Genomic DNA, 24,539 nt, shown 5'->3' on the forward strand with positions numbered 1-24,539 from the left:
CCCTGGCCTTCTTCATCCGCTTCCGCGGCCGCATCGCCTTCTGGGTCTGAGGCCCTCACCCATGCCCCATATCCTCGCCAACCAACTCACCATCGAATTTCCACTGTATCACATGGGCGCGAGGTCGCTGAAGAAGCGCATCCTCGCCAAGTCGCCCCTGCGGCTGCGGGAGGATGCCTCCCACCGTGTCGTCGTCTCGGCCCTGCGTGACCTCACCTTCCAGGTCGGCCGGGGCGAGCGGGTGGCGCTCGTCGGCGGCAACGGCGCCGGCAAGACCACGCTGCTGCGGACCCTCGCCGGCGTCTACCAGCCGGTCGGCGGGCGGCTGGAGGTCGCCGGTCTGATCGGCTCGCTGATCGATCCGTCGGCCGGGATGGACCAGGAATCCACGGGACGGGAGAACATCGTCCTGCGCGGTCTGTTCCGCGGCCTGTCGGAGGCCGAGAGCGAGGCCATGGCCGACGAGGTCGGCGCCTTCTCCGGCCTCAACGAGTTCCTCGACGTCCCCGTCCGAACCTATTCGGCGGGGATGCAGGTGCGGCTGTCCTTCGCCATGGCGACGGTGATGGAGCCCGAGGTGCTGCTGATGGACGAGTGGTTCCTGGCCGGCGACGCCGCCTTCATGGCCAAGGCGCGGGAGAAGCTGGCCAAGCTGGTCACCGATGCCGAGATCCTGGTCCTGGCGACGCACGACATGGCGGTGGTGCGGGAATGGTGCACCCGCGCGATCCGGCTGGAGGCCGGGCGGATCGTCGCCGACGGGCCGGTGGAGGCGGTGCTGGAGGACGCCTGAACCGGGCTGCTACAAGGCCCGGTAGGCAATGTCCCGCCGGCAGAACCCTTCCGGCCAGTCCAGCGCATCGACCGCGGCATAGGCGGCATCGCGCGCCGCCTGCACACTCCCGCCGGTTGCCGCGATGCCCAGCACCCGGCCGCCATTGGCCAGCACAGCGCCATCCGCCCGCCGGATGGTGCCGGCGTGGAAAACCTGCACGCCGGGGATGGCCGCGGCGCAGTCTAGTCCGCGGATCACCGTCCCCTTGGCATAAGCACCCGGGTAACCCTTCGCCGCCATCACCACGACCAGGCTTGGCCGAGGGTCCCACCGCAGGTCGAAATCGGCCAGTTCGCCGTCGTAGGCGGCCAGCAGCGCCGCCAGCAGGTCGGAGCGCAGCCGCAGCATCAGCGCCTGGCATTCCGGGTCGCCGAAGCGGACGTTGAACTCGATCAGCTTCGGCCCGCCCTCGGTGATCATCAGCCCGGCGAAGAGCACGCCGCGGAAGGGCGTGCCGCGACGCGCCATCTCGGCCAGCGTCGGGCGGATCACCCGGTCCATGATCTCGGCATGCAGTGCCTCGGTGAGGATGGGCGGCGGGGAATAGGCGCCCATGCCGCCGGTATTCGGCCCGGTATCGCCGTCCCCCACCCGCTTGTGGTCCTGCGCCGCACCGAGGGCCAGGGCGGTCTCTCCGTCGCAGAGGGCGAAGAAGGAGACCTCCTGGCCGACCAGGCATTCCTCGATCACCACGGCGGCGCCGGCGGCGCCATGCACGCGGTCCTCCATGATCTCGGCGATGGCGGCCTCAGCCTCCTCGACGGTCTGCGCCACCACCACGCCCTTGCCGGCGGCCAGCCCATCGGCCTTGACCACGATCGGCGCGCCCTGGGCACGGATATAGGCGCGCGCGGCGGCAGGATCGGTGAAGCGGGACCAGGCGGCGGTCGGCACGCCGGCGGCGTCCGCGACCTCCTTGGTGAAGGTCTTGCTGCCCTCGAGCTGCGCCGCGGCGGCGGACGGCCCGAAGCAGCGCAGCCCGGCCGCGGCGCAGGCATCCGCGAGTCCGAGGGTCAGCGGCGCCTCCGGCCCCACCACCACCAGGTTCACCGCCTGCGTCTGGGCGAAGCCGACCAGGCCGGGGATGTCCTCGGCGCCGATCGCCACGCACTCCGCGACCTCGGCGATGCCGGCATTGCCCGGGGCGCACCAGAGCTTGGTCAGCAAGGGGGAGCCCGACAACGCCCAGCACAGCGCATGTTCCCGCCCGCCGCCGCCGACCACGAGGACCTTCATGGCACATCAGCCCTGATCTGAATCATCCGGGGAAGAGCCTCCCCCGCGGGCGGCCCCTAGCATATCCTGCCGGCATGGACACCACGCCGCCGGTCGCCAAGGCCGCCCCGAACATCCCGGAATTCGCCGTCTCCGAGCTCGCCGGCGCCATCCGCCGGACGCTGGAGGACCGCTTCGGCCGGGTCCGCGTCCGCGGCGAGATCACCGAGCTGAAGCGCTACCCATCTGGGCACATCTACCTCTCGCTGAAGGACGAGAGCGCCAAGCTGGAATCGGTGATCTGGAAGACCAGCGTCCCCCGCCTGGCGATCAAGCCGGAGAACGGGGTCGAGGTCATCGCCACCGGCAAGATCGGCACCTATGCCGACCGATCGAAGTACCAGCTCGTCATCGACCGGCTGGAATATGCCGGCGAGGGCGCGCTGCTGGCGCGGATCGAGAAGCTGCGGCTGCGCCTGCTGGAGGAAGGGCTGTTCGACCCGGCGCGGAAGCGCGCCCTGCCGGTGCTGCCGCGGGTGATCGGCGTCGTCACCTCCGAACGCGGCGCAGTCATCCAGGACATCCGCACCACGATCCTGCGCCGCTTCCCGCGCCGGCTCATCCTTTGGCCCGTCCCAGTCCAGGGCAACGGCGCGGCCGAGCAGATCGCCGCCGCCATCCGCGGCCTTGGCGCGCTGCCGCCGGACGGGCCGGTCCCCCGCCCCGACGTCATCATCGTGGCCCGCGGCGGCGGCAGCCTTGAGGACCTGATGGCTTTCAACGAGGAGGTCGTGGTCCGCGCCGCGGCCGAGAGTCCGGTCCCCCTCATCAGCGCCGTCGGTCATGAGACCGACACGACGCTGATCGATTTCGCCTCCGACCGCCGCGCGCCGACGCCGACCGCCGCGGCCGAGATGGCTATTCCGGCACGGGCCGACCTGCTGGCCGACCTGTCGCAGACCGGGGCGCGGCTGCTGCAGGCTGGGCAGTCGCTGCTAGACCGCGCCCGGCGGCGGTTGATGATGGCGGAGCGCGGCCTGCCCGACCTGCCCGGCATCCTCGGCGCCATGCGGCAGCGGCTGGAAGATCGGGGCGAGCGGCTCGCCGTCGCCCTGCCCGGGCTGATCGAGCGGAAGCGCGGCGCCCTCGCCCGCATCGCGCCCCGCCTGCCCCACCCGCGGGAGGGGATGGCGGCGCGCCGCGCCGCGCTCGGCCTGCTGGACGCGCGGCGGAGCGCGGCACTGCACCGGGCGGTGGCCCGGGCGCAGGCGGCGCCGGCGCTTGCGCGCTTCTCCGCCACGCCCGTCGCGGCGCTGGTGCGGGAAAAGCGGGCGCGGCTGGATGGATTGGTGGCGCGGCTTGAGGGCGTCTCCTACCAGGCGGTGCTGGCGCGCGGCTTCGCGCTGGTCTCGGACGCCGAAGGCGCGCCGCTGACAAACGCCGCCGCGGTGCCGGCGGGCGGGCGGCTGGTGGTGACATTCGCGGATGGCACGGTAGGCGCGACGGCGGACGGGGCGAAGCCGAAGCGGAAGGCCGAGCCGAAGCAGGGGGCGCTGCTGTGACGGAGGACAGCGTAGGCCGGGGGAAAGTATCCCCCCGGTCCCCCTTCTATTTCCGTGAGTTTGGCACCCGACAGCTCAGCCTGCGGACTCACAGAAATAGAGGGGAGCGCGAGGGGATAGTTTCCCTCGCTCTTTCTCGCCGTTCCTTGCTCAGCCTGTTGCTGATCCCGGCCACGGCCCGCGCCGCAAGCTACTCCCAGGGCATGCTCGTCACCGGCCGCGTTCCCCCGGGCACCAGGCTGGCCCTCGACGGCCGCCCGCTCCGCGTCGGGCCGCGCGGCGACTATGCCTTCGGCTTCGGCCGCGACCACGGGCCCGAGGCGTTGCTGACCGTCACGCCGCCCGGCGGCCGGCCGGAGGCCCAGCGCCTGGCCGTGGCGAAACGCGAATGGCAGGTGCAGCGGCTGCAGGGCTTGCCCGGCGCCATGGTCACCCCGCCGCCCGAAACCATGGCCCGCATCACTCGCGAGCGCGACCACCTGGCCGCTCTCCGCAAGACCGACAGCGCCGAGCCGCACTTCGCCGCCGGCTTCGTCTGGCCGGCCACCGGCCGCATCAGTGGCGTTTATGGCAGCCAGCGCATCCTGAACGGGGAAGCGCGGGCGCCGCATGTCGGGCTCGACGTCGCGGTGCCGGTCGGCACGCCGCTGCGCGCCGCCGCGGCCGGCCGGGTGCTGCTGGCGATGGACCTGTACTTCACCGGCAACACCGTGGTGATCGACCACGGCTTCGGCGTGCAGACGCTCTATGCCCACCTGTCACGGCTGGATGTCACCGAGGGGGAGCCGCTCGCCTCCGGCCAGGGCATCGGCCTCTCGGGCGCCACCGGCCGCGTCACCGGGCCGCACCTGCATTTCGCGATGAACTGGTTCTCCACCGCGATTGATCCCGCCAGCGCCTTGCCCGCGACGCAGGGATGAGTTTGCACGCCTCCGGCGGGAGGTTGAACTTCGGCGCGCCCCGGACACTTGAAGCCGGACCTGATTCGGGAGGATCCCCATGGCCGACAGCTTCGCCCATTATCCGAGCCTGAAGGACCGCACCGTCCTCGTCACCGGCGGGGCCAGTGGCATCGGTGCCGAGATGGTCGCGCAGTTTGCCGCGCAAGGGTCGCGCACCGCCTTCCTCGACTTAGATGACGCGAATGGCCGGCTGGTGGCGGAACGCACCGGCGCGCTCTTCCTGCATTGCGACCTGCGCGACGTCGCCGCGCTCCGGGCCGCGGTGGCGGAAGCCGCATCGCGGCTCGGCCGCATCACCGTGCTGGCCAACAACGCCGCCCGCGACGACCGCCATGGCTGGGAGACGGTGGAGCCCGACTACTGGGACGAGCGCATGCACACCAACCTGCGCCACCAGTTCTTTTGCAGCCAAGCGGTGGCGCCGATGATGCAGGCGGAGAAGCGGGGCTCGATCGTCTTCTTCGGCAGCGTGTCCTGGATGAAGTCACAGGGCGGCATGCCGGCCTATACCACCGCCAAGGCGGCGGTGCATGGCTTGGCGCGCGGCCTGGCGCGCGACCTCGGCCCCGCCGGCATCCGCTGCAACGTGGTGGTGCCGGGCTGGATCTTCACCGAGCGGCAGGAGCAGCTCTGGGCAACGCCCGAGGCGGTTGCGGCGGCGCTCGAGCGGCAATGCCTGAAGGAGAAGCTCTACCCACCCGATATCGCCCGCATGGTGCTCTGGCTGGCCGCCGATGACAGCCGGATGGTGACGGCGCAGACCTTCGTGGTGGATGGCGGGTCACTGTAACTTCTATAGCGCCGCCGCCACGGTGAAGCGCACCGCCAGCGGCTCGACCGGGTGGAAGTGCCGGTCCTCCACCCCCGCCGCCGGTTCCCCCGGCAGGCGGGAGGCGTACCAGTAGTCGATCTGGCTGGCCTTGGTATTGAACAGGTTGAAGGCGTCCAGGCGCAGGGTGACGCCGTTTTCCAGCCGGTAGCCGGCACGGGCATTGACCAGGGCGGTGGTGCGCGACCGCTCCTGCCCGTCCTCGGTCAGCGGCCGCGGGCCGAAGACCCTGAGCCGCGCCGCGCCGAACCAGCCGATCCCCTCGTCCCAGCTTGCCCCCGCCGCCAGCACCAGGTTGGGCGCGCCGGGCACATGGTTGCCGGCCGGGTCGTATTCAGTGAAGCGCGTCCGCGTCGCCGCGACGTCGAGGTCGAGCGCGAGCGCCGGTGACGCCTGCCAGCGGTTGTTCCATTCGACGCCGATGCGCCGGCTCGCGCGGCTCGGCTCGGTCGTTCCGGCATCACCGAGGAAGAGGATCTCCGAACCCACCTCCAGTACGAAGGCGGCCAGCCGGCTGTCGAGCCCGGGCATCGCCTGGGTGGCGACACCGAGTTCCGCCCCCTTGGCCCGCACCAGCAGCGGCACGCGGGAGGCCGGGGTCAGCCGGTCAGCCGGCTCGACCCGGATTGTGGCGCCGCGCAGGTCGTTGCTGTGGAAGCCGCTGCCGGCATTGAGGAAGACCTCCGTCGCCCACCATGGCCCGAGCACGACGCCGGCCTTCGGGCTGGCAATCCATGCGCCGGCCGCGCCGGAGTTCGCCGCCGTGTCGCTGCGCACCCGTCCGCCCATCCAGTCGGCCCGCAGGCCGCCGGTCAGCCGCAGCCAATCCTTCGGGCGTAAGGTGGTATCGGTGAAGAATCCAAGGCTGTCCTGCCGCACCGCATCCTGCCGCACCGTCGACAGCGCCGTGCGCGCCTGGGTTCGGAACAGGCCGAGGCGGATGTCGTCGTGCCGGGTCTGGACGCCGAAGCGGGTCTCGGCCGCGCGGCCGAAGGCCGCCCAGGGCAGGCTCTGCACCACTTCCCCGCCCAGCACCCAGCGGCGGTCGGTCTGGTGGAACTGGTCGCCATTCACCGGATCGTCGAGGAAGTAGGTGAAATCGTTGTAGAGGTCGAGCGTCGAGCGGATCGCATAGGCGGAGATCCGCATGGTGCCCCAGTCCCCAGTGGTGGCGTAGCGCCCCGAAAGGCTTGCCCTCTGCGCCCGACCGCCATCGGTCGGGTCGATCGCGCCGAAGCGGTTCACCAAGCCGGCGGAGACGCCCCGCGCCGGCACCTGATCGGTCGAATCCCAGCGCCCGCCATAGCCCATCCCGGTCAGGATGAAGCCGTCCAGCGCGGTGCCCTGCCTATACCGCAGGACGCCGTTCAGCCGGCGCAGGTCGTCGCCGTTTCGCCACGGCCCCTGGTAGGTCGCAACCTCCCCGGCCGCCAGCAGCGTGCCGGCACCGAGGTCCTTCGACCCGGCGGCAAGCCCGCGCCAATAGCCGAAGCTGCCAACGGTGCCCTGCACGAAGGGGCGTTCAAGCGCATCCACCAGGTCCAGTCGCAGTGCGCCGGCGGTGGCGAAGTCGCCGTCATCGGCATAGTAGGGGCCCTTGCGCACCCGCAGCCCGCCGAGCAGCTCGGGGATCAGGAAGTTCAGGTCGGCATAGCCCTGGCCGTGCGCGTGCGTCCGCATGTTGACCGGCATCCCGTCCAGCGTGATTGCCAGATCGGTCCCATGGTCGAGGTTGAAGCCGCGCAGGAAATACTGGTTCGCCTTCCCCTCACCGCTGTGCTGGGTGACGACCAGGCCCGGCGCCGCTTCCAGCGCCTCCGCCGTACGGGCGATCGGGCGGGCGAGGAGTTCGGCGCGCGGCACCTCGAGCTCGCTGGCCGCGGCGGCGGGGCCTGCGGCCGCGCCGGTGACCAGCAGGGCCGGCAGCTCGGCCTCCTGTGCCTGCGCCGCCCCCGTCAGCAGCAACGCGCCGAACCACCCCAACCGCAACGCCGCCGTTCCCCGGTTCCCGCGGCGCAGTTAGGCCGGGAGCGGCGCCGTAGGCAACCGGCCTACCGCATCGGCAACGCGTAGATCAGCCCGCCCTGGGTCCAGAGCCTGTTCGGCCCGCGCGCCAGGTCGATCTGCGTGTCGGGGCCGAAGGACCGGTCGTAGATCTCGCCGTAATTCCCCATGGCCCTGACGGCGTTGAAGGCCCAATTGCGGTCGAGCTTCAGCGATTCGCCAAGCTCCGGCGTCACGCCCAGCAGCCGGCGGGTGTTCGGGTTCACGCTGGTCTTCCGCATCTCCTCCGCATTGGCGCGGCTGATGCCCTGCTCCTCCGCCTCGATCAGCGCGGTGGTGTACCAGCGCACCACGTCAAACCATTGCTGGTCATCGCGGCGGATATAGGCGCCGTAGGGCTCCTTGCTGAAGCGCTCAGGCAGGATCACCCAGTCCTTCGGGTTGGCCATGGTCGACTTCACCCCGGCCAGCTGCGACGCGTCGGTGCCGAAGCTGTCGCAGCGGCCGGCCTGGAGCGCGGCCGCGGCCTGGTCGGTGCGTTCGTACAGCACCGGCTTGAAGGGCGTGTTGATGCTGCGGAAGTAGTCCGCCGTCACCTGCTCATTGGTCGTGCCCTGCACCAGGCAGATGGTGGCGTCGCGCATCTCGGAAACCTTGGCGACGCTGTCCTTCTTCACGATGAAGCCATGCCCGTCGTAGAAATAGGTCACCACGTGCCGGAGGCCGAGCGTCACGTCGCGCAGCATGGTCTGGGTGCTGGTGCGGAACAGCACGTCCACCTCCCCCGCACCCAGCGCGGTGAAGCGGGTCGAGGAGGACAGCGGCGTGAAGCGCACCTTTTTCGGGTCGTTGAAGATGGCGGCGGCAAGGCCGCGGCAGAGATCCACGTCCATGCCCTGCCAGACGCCCTTGCTGTCCGGCAGGCCGAAGCCGGCGACGCCGGTGCCGATGCCGCAGACCAACTGCCCCCGCGCCTTGATCGCCTCCAGCGTCTGCTGCGCCGAAGCGGCGCCGGCGTTGAACAGCGTGGCCACCATGGCCGCGGTGGCGAGGAAGGCTCGTCCCAGCATGCTCCGGATCCTTTCGTTGGTGGAGGGATGCTGTCTGCCACGCGGCGGCGGCGTCAACCGGCACGCATGGGCGGAATCAGGCTGCGGGGACGCCTTCTGCCTGTTTCGTAGGCACGATCCGCCCATCCTCCATCGAGACAATGCGGTCCGCGAGGTCGAGGATGCGCGGGTCGTGCGTCACCAGCAGGATCGGCACGCCGCGCCGCTTCGCAAGCTCCCGCAGCAGCCGCACGACCTCGCCGCCGGATTGCCGGTCGAGCGCCGCGGTCGGCTCGTCCGCCAGGATCAGCCCGGGCTCGCCGGCGAGCGCCCGCGCCACTGCCACGCGCTGCCGCTGCCCCCCGGAGAGTTCGCTCGGCAGGCTGGCGCCGCGGTCACCGAGGCCCACGGCCGCCAGCATCGCAGTCGCCCGCTCCAGCCGCCCGGCCTCGGTGGTGCGCGGGTCGAGCTCGATCGCCATGGCGACATTCTGTTGCGCGGTCAGGAAGCCGAGCAGGTTGTGCTGCTGGAAGATGAAGCCGATCTGACGGCGGAGCTGCACGCGTTGCGCCTCGCTCGCCCCCATCAACTCCTGCCCGAGCACGCGGCAACTCCCTTCCTGCATCGCCCTGAGCGCGCCGATCAGGGTCAGCAGCGTGGTCTTGCCGCTGCCGGACGGGCCGGTCAGCAGCACGATCTCGCCGGGGCGGATGGTCAGGTCGATGTCGCGCAGCACCGGCCGGCGCAGTTCGCCCTCACCATAGGCATAGCCGAGGCCCCGGATCTCGACGGGCGCAGGCCTGACGGCGGACGCATGACCGTCCATCAGAACATGTCCGCGGGATTGGCGTCGCGCAGCTTCCGCATCGCCAGCAGCCCGGCGAGGCCGCACATGGTGAAGATCATCCCGAAGACCGCCAGCGCCCGCGGCGCATCCATCGCCAGCGGCAGGAAGGTGCTTTTCCCCACCACGTCGTAAAGAAAGGTGGAAAGCGCGAAGCCCGGCAGGAAGCCGAGCAGCGCCAGGATGAAGGCGGCCGAGAGCACCGCGCGGCCGAGATAGAAGTTGGAATAGCCCATCGCCTTCAGCGTGGCGTATTCCTTCAGGTGGCTGGCGATGTCGCTGAACAGGATCTGGTAGACGATCACCATCCCGACGATCAGCCCCATGATGCTGCCGAACATGAAAATGAAGCCGATCGGCGTCGCGCTCTCCCAGTAGTCGCGCTCGTGCTTCACCAAGTCGGGGCCGCCCAGCACCGTGACGTCGGGCGGCAGCACCTGCCGCAGCCGGGCGACCGCCGCCTCGCGGTCGGCGCCGGGCACCAGCCGGATGGCGATCAGGTCGACCTGGCTGACCTGGCGTTCCTTCACCAGCCGGCGGAAATTCGTCTCCGACATCACCACGTTGCCGTCGGCGCCGAAGGAGGGCCCGATCTCAATCAGCCCGACCACCTCCATCTGCCGGTTGGCGACCTGCACCTCGAAGGGCCCGCGCTCCGCCAGCAGCTTCGGCACGGGGCCGAATTCGGGCCGCGAGCGTCGGTCGAAAACCATGGTGTCCGGCCGCTTCAGCGTCTCGATCAGCGGGGCGAGGCCGGGGAAGTCCATCACCCCCGCCTCGACGTCGAAGCCGACCAGCTGCACCGCGCGGCGCGCGCCGCTCTCGGGGTTCCGCCAGGTCGCCTGCGCCAGGTAGACCGGGACCGTCGCCTGCACCTCGGGCAATGCCAGGGCCTGGCTGGCCCGCACCCGCGGCAGCATCTCCGGCTTGAAGCTGACCTGCGTCATCGGGTGCATCAGGAAGACGTCGGCGCGGAAGCTGGCCAGCAGCGCCGTCGCGCTGTCGAACAGCGCGGAGCGGAACCCGAGCTGCATGAAGACCAGGACGCAGGCGAACATGACGCCGGCGATGGCGGAGGCGAGCCTCGCCTTCTCCGCCCGCAGCTGCCGCCAGGCGAGGCGGAGCGGCAGGTACAGCGCCGCGCCCGGCCGTCCCCGCGGCGCGCGCGGCTCGGGCGGCGGCCCGGCCTCCCCGGTCAGCTCCGGCGCCCAGGGCAGGAATCCGGGCGGCGCCGGCGCTTCGCGCGCCTGGACGTTCATGGCCGGATCGCCACCTGGACCTGCATATTGGTCCGCCGCTCCAGCGCCGCCCGGCCTTCCTCGCCGAGCGCGAGCCGCACCTCGACCGTGCGGGCATCGACGGCGGCGACCGGATCCGTGCCGGCCTGGGTGGTGCGGCGGACCATCCACCCGATCTCGCGCAGGGTCGCGGCGTAGCGGCGCGGCTCGCCGGGCACGACGACCTCGGCCGGGGCCCCCTCGCGCAGCCGCGGCAGGTCGGTCTCGAAGACGTCGGCGACGATGTCGAGCCGCGTCAGGTCAGCGAGATCCAGCACGCCGTCGCTGCCGACCTGGTCGCCCGGGCGGGCATAGATCTTCAGCACGGTGCCGGCGATCGGCGCGGCGATGCGCGACAGCCCGGCATCGGCGCGCGCCCGGGCCGCCGCCGCCTCGGCCGCGGCCAGCTCGGCCTCGGCCACCGCCAGGTCCTCGGGGCGGGGACGCAGCAGGCGGGCCAGGTCGGCCTCGGCCTCGGCCCGCTCGGCGGCGGCGCGGCTGGCAGCGAAGCGGTTGCGCTCGGCGGTGGCGATGTTGCCGGCGCCGGAGGGCAGCAGCGCCTCGGCCCGCTCGGCCTCGCGCCGCGCGCTGGCCTCGGCGGCGTGCAGCGCCTGGATGCGGGCGCGCTGCGCCTCGATCTCCTCCGGCCGCCCGGCGGCGCGGATGCGCTCGAGGCTGGCGCGGGACTGCCGGGCGCTGGCCTCGGCCTGCAGGGCGGCGGCATCCTTCTGCGCGGCATCGGCGAGGATCGCGAGCACCTGGCCGGCCTCGACCCGGTCGCCCTCGGCGACCAGCAGCCGGTCGAGCCGGGCGACGTTGAAGCCGCCGGGCTGGTTCAGCTTGCGGATGCGTGACGCCGGCTCGACCCGGCCGAGCGCGCCAACGCCGACGGGGCCCGCAGGGACGGCAGCGATGGGTGGCGGGGCGCGATCGGCACTGCCATCACGGCTCCAGACCAGGGCGCCGACGCCGATCCCGGCGAGGAGGAGGACGGCAAGCAGGAGCCCCTTGCGGTTCATGCGCGGCTCACTGGCCGGCCTCGGCGGCGGGGGCGCCGAGCTGGGCGATGAACTCCGCCTCGTCCAGCAGGTCGCGCGAGAGCAGAGCCGCATCCTCGGGGCTGCCGCAGCCGAGCAGCTGGGCGAGGACGCCGAGCAGCCCCGGCGGCTCCGTCACTTGAGTAGTGGCGGCGGCGGCGCCGGCCAGCAGCAGGGTCATGGCCGCGCCGGCCAGGGCGGGAACCAGCTTCATGACGCAACCTCCAGCAGGCGCGAGAGCGCGGCGTGCATGGCGTGACGCTCCGGCTCCGTCGGCGCGTAAAGGCCGAAGACCCGGGCCATGAACAGCCCGTCGCCGGCCGCCATGATGGCGTGCCCATGGCCGGGCGGAAGGCCATCCGCCTCAACCGCCTTTCGCATCCGGGCGATCACCGCTCGGATCGGGCCGAGCAAGGCGGGGTCGTGGTGGAAGGCGGCGAGGAAGACCGCAGCGGCGCGGTCGCAACGCTCGTTGATCGCGTCGGGGGTCAGCTCGAAGGCCCAGGCCAGCATGGCGCGGGCGACCCGGCCGGGGCCTTCCGGCTGGCCGGCGACGCAGCTCTCGAAATCGAGTGCCATCCATTCGGCCATACGGCCGAGCAGGCCGGTGATCAGCGCTTCCTTGGAGCCGAAATGATAGAGCAGCCCGCCCTTCGACACGCCGGCCTGCCTGGCCGCGGCATCGAGGGTCAGGCCGCTGACGCCCCGGGCGCGGACAATCGCCTCGGCGGCGTCGAGGATGCGAGTGCGGGCATCGCCGGAGACGGAGCCATCGGGCATGCAACGAGACTATACCGGCTGGACGGTAAGTCAACCGTCCAGCCGGTATAGTCACGTCGATGTATGCGACAAAGATGATGCCGCCGGCCTCCGCCCTGATTGCGCCCGTTCAGCTTTGCTTCGGCCAGCGCCGGTGCAACCAGAGCCATTCCTCCGGTCGCTCCCGGATCCAGGCCGAGAGCCGGTCGTTGATCGCCCCGGTCAGCACCTGGATCGCCGCCTGGCGGTCGGTGTCGAGGGGTAGGGCCAGGGGCGGGTCTACCACCAGCCGGAAGCGACAGGGGCCGAGCCGCTGGATGCGACCGGGGATGACCGGGCAGCGGAAGCGTAGGGCCAGCTGCGCCGGGGCCGCGGCGGTCATCGCCGGCACGCCCAGCAGCGGCACGGCGATGCCATCGTTCAGCTTCTGGTCGGCGAGCAGGCCGAGCACGCCACCCTGGGACAGGAACTTCAGCGCCGCCCGTGCCCCCTGCGCTCCCTTCGGGAAGAGCGGCAGCGGCGCACCACGCACCGCTCGGGCGCGCAGCCTGTTCACCAGCGCGTCCACCTGCGGATTGTCCGCCGCGCGGTAGACGCTGCCCATGCGGATGCCGAGGCGCTCGAGCGCCGGCGGCAGCACCTCCCAATTGCCGATATGGCCGGAGACCATGATCGCCGGCCCACCTTGCGCGGCGATCGGCGCCAGGTGCTCGGCCCCCACGATCTCCCAGTCCAGCGCCGGCAGATGCGGCAGCTCCCCCACCGTGCGGCCGAGATTCTCCCACATGTCGCGCAGGATGCGGGCGCGCGCGGCGGCGTCGCGGTCCGGCAGGGCGAGCGCCAAGTTGGCCCGGGCGACGCGGGAGACCGGCAGCAGCGGACCCAGCCCACGCGCCAGCGCGCCGCCGACATCGGAAGCACGGCGCGGCCCCAGCCGATGCGCCAGGGCGAGGACCGCGCGGACCGCCAGGGTCTCGGCGGCAAATTGCAGACGCCTCACGCGGGGCTGCTCAGGCAGGGATCGGTACCCGCTGCGCCAGGGGGTCGAGCAAGCCCTCGATCGTCGCCGGCTCTTCCCATTCCAGCCGGATCGTCACCACCGTGACCCGGCTGCGGAAGCCAGGGGGGATGCGGACGAAATCCTTCCGCGTGGTGACCGGGATGGCGCGGAGACGGTCGGCCTCGGCCAGCAGGTCGCGCATGTCGCCCTCGTCGAAAGGATAATGGTCGGCGAAGGGCATCCGCCCCGCCAGCACCGCCCCGGCCTCCTGCAGCGTCGAGAAGAACTTGCGCGGGTTGCCGATGCCGCAGAAGGCATAGACCGGCTGGCCCGCCAGCAGTGCCGCCTCCGGCCCCGGCACCAGCTTCGCCCGCAGCACCGGCAAGCGCGGCGGCAGCCGGGCCAGCGCGCCGTATTCGTCTTCCCCGATCAGCACCGCGGCGCGGCAGCGCGCGGCGGCGGCCTCCGGCATCTCCCGCAAGGGCCCGGCCGGAATGATGCGGCCATTGCCGAAGCCGTAGGTGCCGTCGATAATCAGCAGCGAGAGATCCTTCTCGAGGGTGGGATTCTGCAATCCGTCATCCATGACGATGCACTGCGCCCCGCCGGCGACCGCGGCGCGCGCCCCGGCGGCGCGATCGGCCGAGATCCAGGCGGGACGCTCGGCCGCCAGCAGCAAGGCCTCGTCGCCCACAGCCTGGCTGTCATGGGCACGCGGGTCCACCCGGGCCGGCCCCTTCAGGTGGCCGCCATAGCCGCGCAGCAGGAAATGCAGGCCGACGCCACGGTTCGCCAGGCGCTGGCCGAGATCAAGCGCGACCGTGGTCTTGCCCGAGCCGCCGGCAGTGGCATTGCCGCAGCAGATCACCGGCACCGGCGCCGTCCAGCCATGCCGCCGCATCCGGCGCGCGGTGACGGCGGCATAGACTGCGGCGGCGGGGGACAGGAAGAGGGGCAAGAATCCACCACCGTCCCCGGTCCAGAATTCGGGGGCACGCATCAGGCCTTGACCAGTCCTTGGTTCATCCGGCGTTCATCCGACCGGGTCCGTGCCGGCGATGCCAGTCCGGAGCCGCAGCCCAGGCCTCAACGCACCCCGCCCCGCCGGGGTTGGCCGGCCGGCGTCGCTGCCGGATCAGCCTCGGGTCGCGTCGCGGCCGCGTCATCCGGCCCATACCCCGGCCCGGCGCCGAGGATAAGCCCGATCAGCAATCCCGCGAGGAGGTCCGGCAAGCCGGCCTCCGCAGCAAGCGCCGCGGCGGCGGCATTCGCCATGACTCGCCCGCGGTCCGGATCGGATAGCACGGCGCCGGCGGCAGCCGCCAGCGCCCCCGGCTCGGGTGCCACGCGGGCGGCGCCGCCGGCGGCCAGCAGCCGGGCGACCGGCTCCTCGAAGTTGTGGGTATGCGGGCCGAGCAGGATGGGGCAGCCGAGCCGGGCCGGCTCGCGCGGGTTCTGCCCTCCATGCGGGACCAAGGAGCCGCCGACCAGGCAAACCCCGGCCAGGCGGTAAAACAGGCCAAGCTCGCCGAGGGTGTCGGCGAGGTAGATCGCGGTTTCCGGCGCCGGCAGGATGCCTTCCGCTCGACGGGCGACCGGCAGGGGCGCCAGTTCGGCGGCGATCGCCGCGCCGCGGTCCGGGTGGCGCGGCACGATCACGGTCAGCAGGCCGGGATGGCTCGGCGCCAGCAGTGCATGGGCGCTGGCGACGATCGCCTCCTCCCCTGGCTGGGTGCTGGCGGCGAGGAAGACCGGCCGGTCGTCAACCGCCTCGCGCAACGCCGCCAGCGCGGCGACATCGGCGGGCAAGGGCGGCGAGGCATCTTTCAGGTTGCCCGGCGTCAGCACCGCTGCCGCACCGAGCTCGCGGAGCCGCGCCGCATCCGCTGCGGATTGCGCGGTGACCAGGCGGAAGGCGCCGAGCAGCCGCCGCCCGAGGCCCGGCGCCAGCAGCCGCCAGCGTCGGGACGAGCGCGCGCTGAACCGCGCATTCACCAAAGCGAGCGGCACCCCGCGCGTGGCGGCGGCCGAGATCAGGTTGGGCCAGAGCTCGGATTCCACCAGCACCGCGCAATCCGGCCGCCAGCCATCGAGGAAGCGCTCCACCCAGCGCGGGACGTCGAGCGGCACGAAGCGGTGCAGCAGCCGACCGTCCAGTCCGCCCGGCAGGCGCTGGGCCAGCAGCACGGCGGCGGTCACGGTGCCGGTGGTGACCAGCAGGGTCAGGTCGGGCGCGCGCGCCGCCAGCGCCTCCAGGAGCGGGATGACCGAGAGCGTCTCGCCGACGCTGGCGGCATGCAGCCAGAGCAGCCGGCCGGGCGGCCGGGCGACACCCTCGCCCCGGCGCTCGCCGAGCCGGGCGGCGACCTCCTTGCCGAGCCGGGCCCGCCGGCGGAGGTGCAGCGGCAGCAGCGGCGCCACGGCGCCGGCCGCCAGCCGCCAGAGCGCGAGGCTGACGGTCATGCCATCGCGGCGCGGGCGGCCGCCGGCGCCGTGACCCAGGCATCCGCCGCGGCGCAGGCGGCGGTCAGCCCGGCCTCGATGGCCGGGAGGGCGGCGAGCGGGTCGTCGCGGTCCACCGGCACCGCCGGCTGCACCACCAGGACGCCGCGGCCGAAGGGCAGCGGCAGGACCATGCGGTCCCAGCTCCCCAGCACATGCGCCCGCGTGGTCCGCGCGGCGCAGGGCAGCACCGGCAGGCCGGAAACGGCCGCCAGCTGGGCGACGCCCGGCGCGGCGACCCGGCGCGGACCGCGCGGCCCGTCCGGGGTGATCGCCACCATGTCGCCCTGGGCCAGCATCCGCAGCAGAACCCGCATGCCCGTGGCCCCGCCCTTGCTGGCGCCGCCCTTGGCGGCGGCGCCCCCGGCACTGGTAGAAGCGTGGACCATGTCGAGGTCGAAGCGCCGCACCACCTCGCCGATGAAGCGGCCATCGCGGTGGCGGGATACCAGGACATGCGCCTTCATCCCCACCATCTCCGGCAGCCGGGCGCGCGCCTGCTGCCAGAGCATCGGCATCATCGGCAGGCGTTCGTGCCAGAAGGCGGCAATGACGCTGCGGGGCCGGCCTTCGGCGTCGCGGAAGGCGGCGCGCAGCGAAGCCTCTCCCAGCAGGGTCCAGCGCGTGGTGCGGTAGACGCAGGCCAGGTACAGGCCGAGCGCCCGGGCAAAGGCCGCCTGGACGGCGGCGGAGCGGATCAGCCGCCGGAACATGGATGCGCGCGCATATCGAGAACCGGCGGGTAGCACGGGCGGGCGCCCGGGAACAGGCGGGCCGGCCCCCGGGGGAGGCGTGTCGCCGGCGAAGCGGCGTCACGCCTCCGGGCGGTTCCGCCCTTCGGCCATCCGCATCAGCCGATCGGCACCAGCTGGCGGCGGAAGCCGGCGGCGCAGCCCTCCCAGGAATAACGCTCGGCGTGCCGCCGCGCCGCCGCCCGCTCGCAGCCGAGCGCCGCCAATGCCGCCGCCCGCAGATCCTCGTTCACCACCCCGGCGCCAGAGCCGGGGATGACGTCGAGCGGCCCGGTGACCGGATAGGCGGCGACCGGCGTGCCGCAGGCCATCGCTTCCAGGATCACCAGGCCGAAGGTGTCGGTCCTCGAGGGGAAGACCGAGACATCCGCCCCGGCATAGCAGCGGGCGAGATCGGCGCCCTGCTGCCAGCCGGCGAAATGCGCAGCCGGGAAGCGCCGGGCAAGGGCCGCTCGCTGCGGCCCGTCGCCCACCACTACCTTCGACCCCGGTAGGTCGAGTGCCAGGAAGGCCCCGATGTTCTTCTCGACGGCGACGCGGCCGGCATAGAGGAAGACGGGGCGCGGCAGGCCGGCCCAGGCCTCGCGCGGCTCCAGCGCGAACTGCGCGAGATCGACGCCACGGGTCCAGGGGCGGATCTTGGTGAAGCCGCGCGCGGCCAACTCGGCGCGAAGCGAGGGCGTCGCGGCGAAGGTACCGTTCCCGGCTTCATGGAAGCGGCGCAGCCAAGCCCAGGCGAAGCGCGGCGGCAGGCCGGTGCGGGCCTGGAGGTATTCGGGGAACTTGGTGTGGAAACTGGTGGTGAAGGGCCAGCGGCGCTGCAGGCAGAGCGACCGCATCGCCATCCCGAGCGGGCCCTCGGTGGCGATATGCACCGCGGTCGGCCGGTACGCATCGACCATCCCGCGCAGCGCGCGGGCCGGAAGCAGCGCCAGACGGATCTCCAGATAGCCCGGCATGGGCAGGGTGCGGAAGCGGTCCGGGCCGATCACCTCCACCGTGTCGCCCAGCGCCTGCAGCCGCGCGGCGACGGTCGACAGCGTGCGCACGACGCCATTCACCTGCGGCGCCCAGGCATCGGTGACGATCAGCAGCCGCAGCATCTCGGTATCGGGCAGCACCGTGGGCGCGCCTTCCGGCGCGTCGGCGAGATCGATGAACATGGCGATCTTCCGTTCAGGCCGCGGCCACGGCCGGGCTTCCGAGCCGACGCCAAACGGAAAGCCGGTTGTCCGCCGCCCAGTCCAGCAACTCGAACCGTCCGTCGGCATGCTCGACCAGCGCGGTGCAGCTTTCCACCCAGTCGCCGTCGTTCATGTACATGACGCCCTGCACCATCCGCATCTCGGCATGGTGGATGTGACCGCAGACTACGCCGTCCAGGCCGCGCCGCCGCGCCTCCGCGGCCAGCGCCACCTCGAACCGGTCGATCGCCTTGACCGCACCCTTGACCTGACGCTTCAGCCATTGCGACAGCGACCAATAGGGATAGCCGAGGCGGCGCCGGGCGCCATTGAAGACCCGGTTGAGCGTCAGCGCCCAGTCATAGGCCCAGTCGCCCAGATGGGCGAGGAACTTGGCATAGCGGATCACGCCGTCGAACTCGTCGCCGTGGATCACCAGGTAGCGCCGTCCGTCGGCGCCCTCATGCACCGTGTCGCGCGCCATCCGCACTCCGGCGACCTGGAAGCCGAGACCGAGCCAATCACGGAACATCTCGTCGTGGTTACCGGGGATGTAGGTTACCGCGACGCCGCGCCGCGCCATGGTCAGGATCTCGCGCAGCACCTCGTCGAACTCGGCGGTCCAGTACCAGGACTTGCGGAGCCGCCAACCGTCGAGGATGTCGCCGACGAGGTAGAGCTGGTCGCATTCCGTCCGCCGCAGGAAGTCGAGCAGGAAGTCCGACCGGCAGCCCCTGGTCCCGAGATGCACGTCCGAGAGGAAGATCGTGCGGTATCGGCTTTTCGGATCGGTGGTCTGCATCGCACCTGCCTTCGGTGGCCGGCCTCGTCGCGGGAAGGATACCGCGCCGGGCAACCGGCCGTTGCGCGCCCTCGCAGTAACGCAGGGGAACGGCAGCGGTCGTGAATCTTGCGTGACGCGGGGCCGCAAGCGGGCGCCGGGTGAAAGATTTCATCCCGCCGCAATATCGGCGACGCGGGGCTGTCGCCGAACCTCCGCAGTGAGGTGACCCGCCCAACCCGGCAGGCACCGCCACCCCGATCGCCAGGAGCCGCATGCTCATCGTCTTCAACCCTGCCGCCGGCAGCCGCCGCCGTCGCCGCCTGGCCCGCGCGCTCGGCACCCTGGCCGAGGCCGGCATCCTCGCCCGGGTGGCGGAGACGCTGCATCCCGGCCATGCGACGCTGCTGGCACGGGGTGCGGCGGGCGAGGGCATCGGGGTGGTGGTCGCGGCCGGCGGCGATGGGACGATCGCCGAAGTCGCGGCGGGCTTGGCCGGCAGCGCGGCGCGGCTCGGCATCCTGCCCTTTGGCACGGCCAACGTGCTGGCCTGGGAGCTCGGCCTGCCGCCACGCCCGGAAGCCGCGGCGGCGGTGCTGTCCGGCGGCCAGGCGCGGCGGCTCTGGCCGGGGCTGGCCCGGTTCGCCGACGGGTCGGAGCGGCTCTTCGTGCAGATGCTCGGCGCCGGCTTCGACGCGGAGGTGGTGGCGCGGCTCGACCCCGGCCTGAAGCGGAGGATCGGGCGCGGCGCCTACGTCCTGCAGGGGATGCGCGAGCTGGGACGGTACCGCTTCCCGCGCTTCAACGCCGTGCTCGACGGGCAGGCGGAGGAGGTGGTGAGCGCCATCGTCTCCAAGGGCCGGCTCTATGCCGGGCGGTACCTGCTGGCACCGGCGGCACGGCCGGGGGAGGCCGGCTTCGAGGTAGTGCTGTTCCGCGGCGGGGCAATGGGCGCACGGCTGCAGGCGGCACTCTGCGGCGCCGCGCTGCCGCTCGACCTGCTGCCGCGGATGCCAGGCGTGGAACTGCGTCGAGCGTGGCGGGTCGAGCTGCGGGACGGGCCCATGGCCGGATACGCGGCAGGGTCCATCGGCAGGACGGTCCCGGTCCAGGCGGATGGCGATCCGGCGGGAATGCTGCCGGTGATGCTGGAGAGTGCCGCGGGGCCGATCGAGGTCATGCTGCCCTGCGCACGTGTCGCAGAGCGATAGGGGACAATTCAATCCGCAGATTATATCACTGCTTCGACATGGAAAGCTGGCCCGCTCCAAGCCGCCTCAAGACTCAAAAACGTACTTTCGCAACAAAAACGAGGACGGCACTTCACCATTATCCTTAGAGGTTAGCAGTCACCCCCGTTCGTAGGATCTCCTCCGGCAGTATGAGATTTTCGTTTTTTAAACAATATCAGAAACGAGAATAACACCCACGAAATCGGTGATAACTGGCGGCTTGCTGATGCTGGTAGCCGATGGCCCAGCCCTGGCTCGATCAGCGGTCCCTATCTCAGGGCCAGGGCCGGAGCGAATTTCCGTCAAGATTCCGGTCTGACCCTGAAGACGCCCAGTGCCGACATGGACCGGGCCATGGGTTACTGCCACCACCGGAAAGCTTGGCTTCGACGGGGCCGGCCAGGCGCCTTGGGCAGCCTCAGGCTGGGGCTTTGGCCAGGGCCTCCGGGCCGAGGTTGAATTCGGCTATCGCAGCAGCGGGGTCGGCAAGACTTCGGCCGTCGGCTACTCCGCGCATGCCCAGCTTACCGGTACGACCAGCACCTCGGCGGTAATGGCCAAAGTCTTCTACAACGTGCCTCGGCTGGGTTGGCGGCTGGGCGTGCCGGTGACGCCGCAGGTCGAACTCAGTGCCGGCTATGCCTGGTCGGCTTACGACCGGATCATGATCCGTAGCGGCAATGACGAGTCGATGACATCGGCGTCGACGGGCGCTTCGCCTGACCAAGCGATTCTCGGCCTGGACCGGGACCTCTCGAGCCTGGTGCGGAGCCTCTCGCTCTCGGCCTAGACCGCTACTTCGCCGTGCTGGACCCGCAGGTGGAACATGGCGTCCGAATCGGCCGGGCCGGCTTCCGTCACGCCAAACTCGAGATCACCAATCACAACCACGCATTCATCATTGGGCTGCGCTATGCCTTCCGTAGCCCGGGCATGCCGTCGGCGTGCTCGCCCAATGCCGGCCGTGCCTAGGCTTGGCCACGCCCTTGGGCCTCACGGCGGAGCGCGACCGCGGTGGCGGCGAGGCCCGCGGCCAGCGAGACCGCGCCGAGCGCCGGCGCCGCGAGCAACGCCGCGGGCGCCAGCACGGCGGCGGGGCCGAGAGCCAGACCGACCGCGGCAAGCCCACCAACAGCGGCCAGGACGGCCAGGAAGCACAGGGCGATCATGGGCGGAACCTCTCCGGCTGACAGCGATGCGGCAGCGCGCTGCCACGATGATGCCATGATTTGGCCCAAGTCCACCCTAATTGCGAGCGCGCCGTCCGGGCCAGTAGCCCAGACGGCGCAAACGTGACCGAAATGCGGCAGTCGAAACGGCCGGAAGGTTCGGCTCAGCCGGTCTGCTGAATGGCCGAGAGCATCCAGGGGCCACCCTGGGTGCGAACGAAGGTCCACAGCTCCGTCGCGGTGACGCGGCGGTTCGGGTCACCCTCCACCACCGCGCCGTCACTGATCCGGCGGGTGACGTCGACCTGGGAGAAGCGCATCGCCACGGTCGCGTATTCCCGGGCACCTTCACGCCAGGCCTCAGCCAAGTCGCCCTTCTCCAGCACCACGTCGCGCGTCTCGTTGCGCCAGCCGCGGCGGGCCAGGTCGGCCAGGTCGCCGCCGAAATACTGCATCATCTCTGGCGTGGCGACTGCGCGCATCCCCTGCTCGTCCTGCCGCGACCAAGCGGCATTGACCACCTTCAGGACATTCTCGAAGGCCTGGAAATCGGCCGGGGTCAGTTGAATCGGCGCACCCGCTGGGGCGGCACCACCGCCCCCGCCGCCATAGATCGGGCGTGGGCCATGCTGGGCCTCGCGCGCCATGCCCGCGGGCATCCCGGCCAGGGCCGGCTGCTGGCGCCGGCGGAACCAAGCCATGGCAAAACGGACCAGCAGCACCACCAGGCCGATCTGCAGCAGCAGGCCGAGGATGCTGGCGAAGCCGCTCAGGCCGCCGAACAGCCCATGGCCGAACAGCAGGCCACCGATGCCGGCGCCGATCAGGCCGCCCATCAACCCGGCCATGAGCGGCGAGCGGGAGAAGAAGCCGCCCGCCGGGTTCGGCTGGAAGGGCCGCGAGGGCTGGGCATAGGGCGCGCCGGGCCGCGACGGCTCGGTGATCGTCCGGTCCATCTGGCGGGCCGTCCCTGGCGCCGTCTGGGTCGAGGGCGGCGGGCTATAGGTGCGGGCACCGCGGCTCCCCATCGAGGAGCCGCCGCCCGGCCGCGCATCGGCGATCGCCGGCGCGAGCGCAAGGGCCGCGGCAGCGAAGGCCGCGAGCAAGAAGGCGGGACGACGCATGGTCTGGATTCTCTCCGGCATCATGTTACTTGGCGTCCATATAGGGTGCCGCCTGGAGGATTGCGACAGGGCCGGCAAGCCTTCACCCTGCCCCCGTAGCGGCTGGGAAACAACGGGATGGCGCAGGCGTGGATCAGGGCGGCGGCCCTGAGTGGGCTCCTGCTGGCGGCAGGCACCGCCGCGGCGCAAACGCCGGCCAAGGTCTTCCGGTTCGCCACCAGCACGGATGCGGCGACGCTCGACCCGCATGCGACCAACGCGCTCTTCACCTACCTGATCGTCTCCCAGGTCTATGAGCCGCTGACCCATCGCGGCGACGACCTGACGCTGCATCCCGGCCTGGCGGTGCGGTGGGAGCAGGTGGATCCCACCCGCTGGCGCTTCCATCTGCGTGACGGGGTGAAGTTCGCCGGCGGCGAGAGCTTCGGGGCGGAAGATGCCGCCTTCTCCATCGCCCGCGTCCGTGCGCCGACCAGCAATTACGGAATCTACGTCGACACGGTCTTGGGCACCGAGGTGGTGGACCGGCTTACCCTCGACGTCATCACTCGCACGCCGGACGCCACCATCCCCGACAAAATGAGCCGCGTGCTGGTGATGGACAAAGGCTGGTCGGAGGCCAACCGGAGCGCCGCGCCGCAGAATTTCGGCCAGCGGGAGGAAACCTTCGCCAGCCGCAACACCAACGGGACCGGCCCCTTCGTCATCGCCCGGCGGGAGGTCGACCAGCGCACGGTGATGGCCCGCAACCCGCAATGGTGGGGGATCGAGGCCAAGGCGGCGCCGGGCAACGTCACCGAGTTCCACTACGTCGTGCTGAACTCGGATCCGACGCGGGTCGCCGCCCTGCTCTCGGGCGAGGTCGACATGGTGCATGTCGTGCCCGTGCAGGACATCGAGCGCATCCGCCGCGACCCGCGGCTGCGGGTGCTGGAGGGCCAGGAGAACCGCACCGTCTTCCTGGCGATGAACCAGGAGGCCGATGACCTGTCCTCCTCCGACATCCGCGACCGGAACCCCTTCAAGGATGTCCGCGTCCGCCAGGCCGTCGCCCATGCCATCGACGTGGAAACCCTGAAACGCCGCACGCTCCGCGGCCAGGCGGTGCCGACCGGGTCGATGTGGACGCAGTTCGTCAACGGCTGGACGGCGGAGACCGACAAGCGGCTGCCCTACGACCGCGACCGGGCGAAGGCGCTGCTGGCCGAGGCCGGCTACCCCCTGGGCTTCGCCATCGGCTTCGACTGCCCGGTCGGCACCTATGACGAAGCCTGCCAGGCGATCACTGCCATGCTGGCCCAGGTCGGCATCAAGGCCAGCCTGAACCTGGTGCCGAACAGCCAGTTCATCGGCCGCATCCAGCGCCGCGAAAGCCAGTTCTATGCGCTATCCTGGGGCGTGCCGACCTTCGATGCGCTGTACACGCTGCGCGCGGTCATGGCGTCCCGCGCGTTGGGCGGCAGCGCCAGCTGGAATGCCGGCGGCTATGCCAATGCGGAATTCGACGCGCTGGTGCGCCGGGTGGAATCGGAGACCGATGCCGAGACCCGTCGCGGCCTGATCGCCCGGGCGCATGCTCTCCACAATGCCGAGCTCGGCCACATCCCGCTCTACCACATGATGATTCCCTGGGCGGTGCGACAGGGCGTCGGCGTGACCCACCGGGCGGACAACCAGGTGCAGGTGCGGGAGATCCGGCTCGACTGAGCGCCGCGACCGCGCCGGCTGGTCCAAGCGCGACCGGCCTGGCAAATCCGCTACCCTGCCATTTGTCTTTTGGCGGTGGGGAGCGTCCGGTCGCAGTCTCTGATGCCCCGACAGGGGAAGCTGCCATGAGGACGATCGTGCTGCTGTCAGCGACGATGTTGTCAGCAGGCCTGCTGCTGCCCGCCACGCCATCGGCGGCACAGCCGGGCAAGCAAGCCGACGAGAAGCTGATTACCAGCGCCAGGTCTGCGGGGCCGAAATCCGTTGCCCTGAACGCCACCGTGGTCGCCATGGAAGCCGACGGCACCCTGCGAACGCTGCGCCAGGGCAGGAACGGCTTCACCTGCATCCCGGACGATCCCGCCTCTCCCGGCCGCGACCCGATGTGCCTCAATACCAACGGGATGGAATGGCGGCATACCTGGATGAACAAGACGCTGCCGCCCGACAAGGTCGGGATCGTCTTCATGCTCGTCACCGGCGGCGATGTCAGCAACACCGATCCCTTTGCCACCAAGCCGGAAGCGGGGCGGCGGTGGATCAGCACCGGGCCGCATATGATGGTGGTCGGTGGGCCGGCGGTGAATGCCACGGCCGGCTATCCCCGCACGCCCGACCCGGACCCGGGTAAGCCCTTCATGATGTGGATCGGCACACCTTACGAGCATGCGATGATCCCGATCCGCTGAAAGACGGGCGCGGCGGCGCCGCGCCA

The 24,539-nt window shown here is 71.4% G+C and carries 24 protein-coding genes; 8 read left to right on the forward strand and 16 right to left on the reverse strand.

The genetic code is table 11. From position 1 onward, the window contains the following. Positions 1-61: 61 nt before the first annotated feature. A complete protein-coding gene (locus E2C06_RS16135) occupies positions 62-793 on the forward strand; it encodes an ABC transporter ATP-binding protein (RefSeq protein WP_133289645.1) in 732 nt (243 codons plus the stop codon). Positions 794-802: 9 nt separating this feature from the next. On the opposite strand, the gene purD is transcribed toward E2C06_RS16135, so the two are convergent. Next, on the reverse strand, positions 803-2,071 hold the full coding sequence (gene purD / locus E2C06_RS16140) for a phosphoribosylamine--glycine ligase (protein WP_133289646.1): 1,269 nt from the start codon (positions 2,069-2,071) through the stop codon (positions 803-805). 74 nt (positions 2,072-2,145) lie between these two features. Here purD and xseA point away from each other — a divergent pair, with 74 nt between their 5' ends. The 3 genes from xseA to E2C06_RS16155 all read left to right on the forward strand — a co-directional run bounded on the left by xseA (position 2,146) and on the right by E2C06_RS16155 (position 5,364). Beyond that, positions 2,146-3,612 (forward strand): exodeoxyribonuclease VII large subunit, encoded by a 1,467-nt coding sequence (gene xseA, locus E2C06_RS16145; protein WP_133289647.1) that lies wholly within the window; start codon positions 2,146-2,148, stop codon positions 3,610-3,612. A gap of 158 nt (positions 3,613-3,770) precedes the next feature. Then, positions 3,771-4,532, forward strand: coding sequence for a M23 family metallopeptidase (locus E2C06_RS16150; RefSeq protein WP_241671313.1), 762 nt, complete (start codon positions 3,771-3,773; stop codon positions 4,530-4,532). 79 nt (positions 4,533-4,611) lie between these two features. After that, positions 4,612-5,364 (forward strand): SDR family NAD(P)-dependent oxidoreductase, encoded by a 753-nt coding sequence (locus E2C06_RS16155; RefSeq protein ID WP_133289648.1) that lies wholly within the window; start codon positions 4,612-4,614, stop codon positions 5,362-5,364. A 3-nt stretch (positions 5,365-5,367) separates the two neighbouring features. Here E2C06_RS16155 and E2C06_RS16160 read toward each other — a convergent pair whose 3' ends face one another. The 13 genes from E2C06_RS16160 to E2C06_RS16220 form a co-directional block, all read right to left on the reverse strand. Continuing rightward, entirely contained in the window at positions 5,368-7,392 is a 2,025-nt protein-coding gene (locus tag E2C06_RS16160) for a TonB-dependent receptor (protein ID WP_206664559.1), read from the reverse strand. A 62-nt stretch (positions 7,393-7,454) separates the two neighbouring features. Further along, positions 7,455-8,477 carry an amino acid ABC transporter substrate-binding protein gene (locus tag E2C06_RS16165; RefSeq protein WP_133289650.1) on the reverse strand — a complete coding sequence of 341 codons (1,023 nt, stop codon included), beginning with the start codon at positions 8,475-8,477 and terminating at the stop codon, positions 7,455-7,457. A 76-nt stretch (positions 8,478-8,553) separates the two neighbouring features. Further along, positions 8,554-9,282, reverse strand: coding sequence for an ATP-binding cassette domain-containing protein (locus tag E2C06_RS16170; RefSeq protein ID WP_133289651.1), 729 nt, complete (start codon positions 9,280-9,282; stop codon positions 8,554-8,556). Then, a complete protein-coding gene (gene devC / locus E2C06_RS16175) occupies positions 9,282-10,559 on the reverse strand; it encodes an ABC transporter permease DevC (protein ID WP_133289652.1) in 1,278 nt (425 codons plus the stop codon). Before devC ends, E2C06_RS16170 begins: the two co-directional genes overlap by 1 nt. Next, positions 10,556-11,596, reverse strand: coding sequence for an HlyD family efflux transporter periplasmic adaptor subunit (locus E2C06_RS16180; protein WP_165982432.1), 1,041 nt, complete (start codon positions 11,594-11,596; stop codon positions 10,556-10,558). The genes devC and E2C06_RS16180 overlap by 4 nt, the downstream gene beginning before the upstream one ends. A 7-nt stretch (positions 11,597-11,603) precedes the next feature. Continuing rightward, entirely contained in the window at positions 11,604-11,828 is a 225-nt protein-coding gene (locus E2C06_RS16185; RefSeq protein WP_133289654.1) for a hypothetical protein, read from the reverse strand. Further along, positions 11,825-12,394: a TetR/AcrR family transcriptional regulator gene (locus E2C06_RS16190; RefSeq protein WP_133289655.1), complete on the reverse strand. Its 570-nt coding sequence runs from the start codon at positions 12,392-12,394 to the stop codon at positions 11,825-11,827. Before E2C06_RS16190 ends, E2C06_RS16185 begins: the two co-directional genes overlap by 4 nt. 109 nt (positions 12,395-12,503) lie before the next feature. Continuing rightward, positions 12,504-13,373 carry a lysophospholipid acyltransferase family protein gene (locus E2C06_RS16195; RefSeq protein WP_133289656.1) on the reverse strand — a complete coding sequence of 290 codons (870 nt, stop codon included), beginning with the start codon at positions 13,371-13,373 and terminating at the stop codon, positions 12,504-12,506. A 10-nt stretch (positions 13,374-13,383) separates the two neighbouring features. Continuing rightward, on the reverse strand, positions 13,384-14,373 hold the full coding sequence (gene lpxK / locus E2C06_RS16200) for a tetraacyldisaccharide 4'-kinase (protein WP_133289657.1): 990 nt from the start codon (positions 14,371-14,373) through the stop codon (positions 13,384-13,386). Positions 14,374-14,459: 86 nt separating this feature from the next. Further along, a complete protein-coding gene (locus E2C06_RS16205) occupies positions 14,460-15,836 on the reverse strand; it encodes a 3-deoxy-D-manno-octulosonic acid transferase (protein WP_133289658.1) in 1,377 nt (458 codons plus the stop codon). Continuing rightward, the gene (locus tag E2C06_RS16210) at positions 15,833-16,588 is read right to left on the reverse strand and encodes a lysophospholipid acyltransferase family protein (RefSeq protein WP_133289659.1); all 756 of its coding nucleotides are present in this window, start codon (positions 16,586-16,588) and stop codon (positions 15,833-15,835) included. The genes E2C06_RS16205 and E2C06_RS16210 overlap by 4 nt, the downstream gene beginning before the upstream one ends. A 137-nt stretch (positions 16,589-16,725) precedes the next feature. Continuing rightward, positions 16,726-17,730: a glycosyltransferase family 4 protein gene (locus E2C06_RS16215; RefSeq protein WP_456305183.1), complete on the reverse strand. Its 1,005-nt coding sequence runs from the start codon at positions 17,728-17,730 to the stop codon at positions 16,726-16,728. A gap of 73 nt (positions 17,731-17,803) precedes the next feature. Next, a complete protein-coding gene (locus E2C06_RS16220; RefSeq protein ID WP_133289660.1) occupies positions 17,804-18,613 on the reverse strand; it encodes a UDP-2,3-diacylglucosamine diphosphatase in 810 nt (269 codons plus the stop codon). A 254-nt stretch (positions 18,614-18,867) separates the two neighbouring features. On the opposite strand from E2C06_RS16220, the gene E2C06_RS16225 reads away from it, so the two are divergent. Both E2C06_RS16225 and E2C06_RS16230 read left to right on the forward strand, forming a co-directional pair. Beyond that, entirely contained in the window at positions 18,868-19,803 is a 936-nt protein-coding gene (locus tag E2C06_RS16225; protein ID WP_133289661.1) for a diacylglycerol/lipid kinase family protein, read from the forward strand. Positions 19,804-20,158: 355 nt separating this feature from the next. Beyond that, a complete protein-coding gene (locus tag E2C06_RS16230; RefSeq protein ID WP_133289662.1) occupies positions 20,159-20,614 on the forward strand; it encodes a hypothetical protein in 456 nt (151 codons plus the stop codon). A gap of 178 nt (positions 20,615-20,792) precedes the next feature. Here E2C06_RS16230 and E2C06_RS16235 read toward each other — a convergent pair whose 3' ends face one another. Then, a complete protein-coding gene (locus E2C06_RS16235) occupies positions 20,793-20,993 on the reverse strand; it encodes a hypothetical protein (RefSeq protein ID WP_133289663.1) in 201 nt (66 codons plus the stop codon). Between the two features lie 164 nt (positions 20,994-21,157). After that, the gene (locus tag E2C06_RS16240; RefSeq protein ID WP_133289664.1) at positions 21,158-22,117 is read right to left on the reverse strand and encodes a TIM44-like domain-containing protein; all 960 of its coding nucleotides are present in this window, start codon (positions 22,115-22,117) and stop codon (positions 21,158-21,160) included. A 117-nt stretch (positions 22,118-22,234) separates the two neighbouring features. On the opposite strand from E2C06_RS16240, the gene E2C06_RS16245 reads away from it, so the two are divergent. Both E2C06_RS16245 and E2C06_RS16250 read left to right on the forward strand, forming a co-directional pair. Then, a complete protein-coding gene (locus E2C06_RS16245; protein WP_133289665.1) occupies positions 22,235-23,824 on the forward strand; it encodes an ABC transporter substrate-binding protein in 1,590 nt (529 codons plus the stop codon). Positions 23,825-23,949: 125 nt separating this feature from the next. After that, on the forward strand, positions 23,950-24,513 hold the full coding sequence (locus E2C06_RS16250) for a hypothetical protein (protein WP_206664560.1): 564 nt from the start codon (positions 23,950-23,952) through the stop codon (positions 24,511-24,513). Positions 24,514-24,539 lie beyond the last annotated feature (26 nt).

Origin of the sequence: Dankookia rubra (genome assembly GCF_004355005.1) — a bacterium.
Lineage (GTDB): Bacteria > Pseudomonadota > Alphaproteobacteria > Acetobacterales > Acetobacteraceae > Paracraurococcus > Paracraurococcus ruber_A.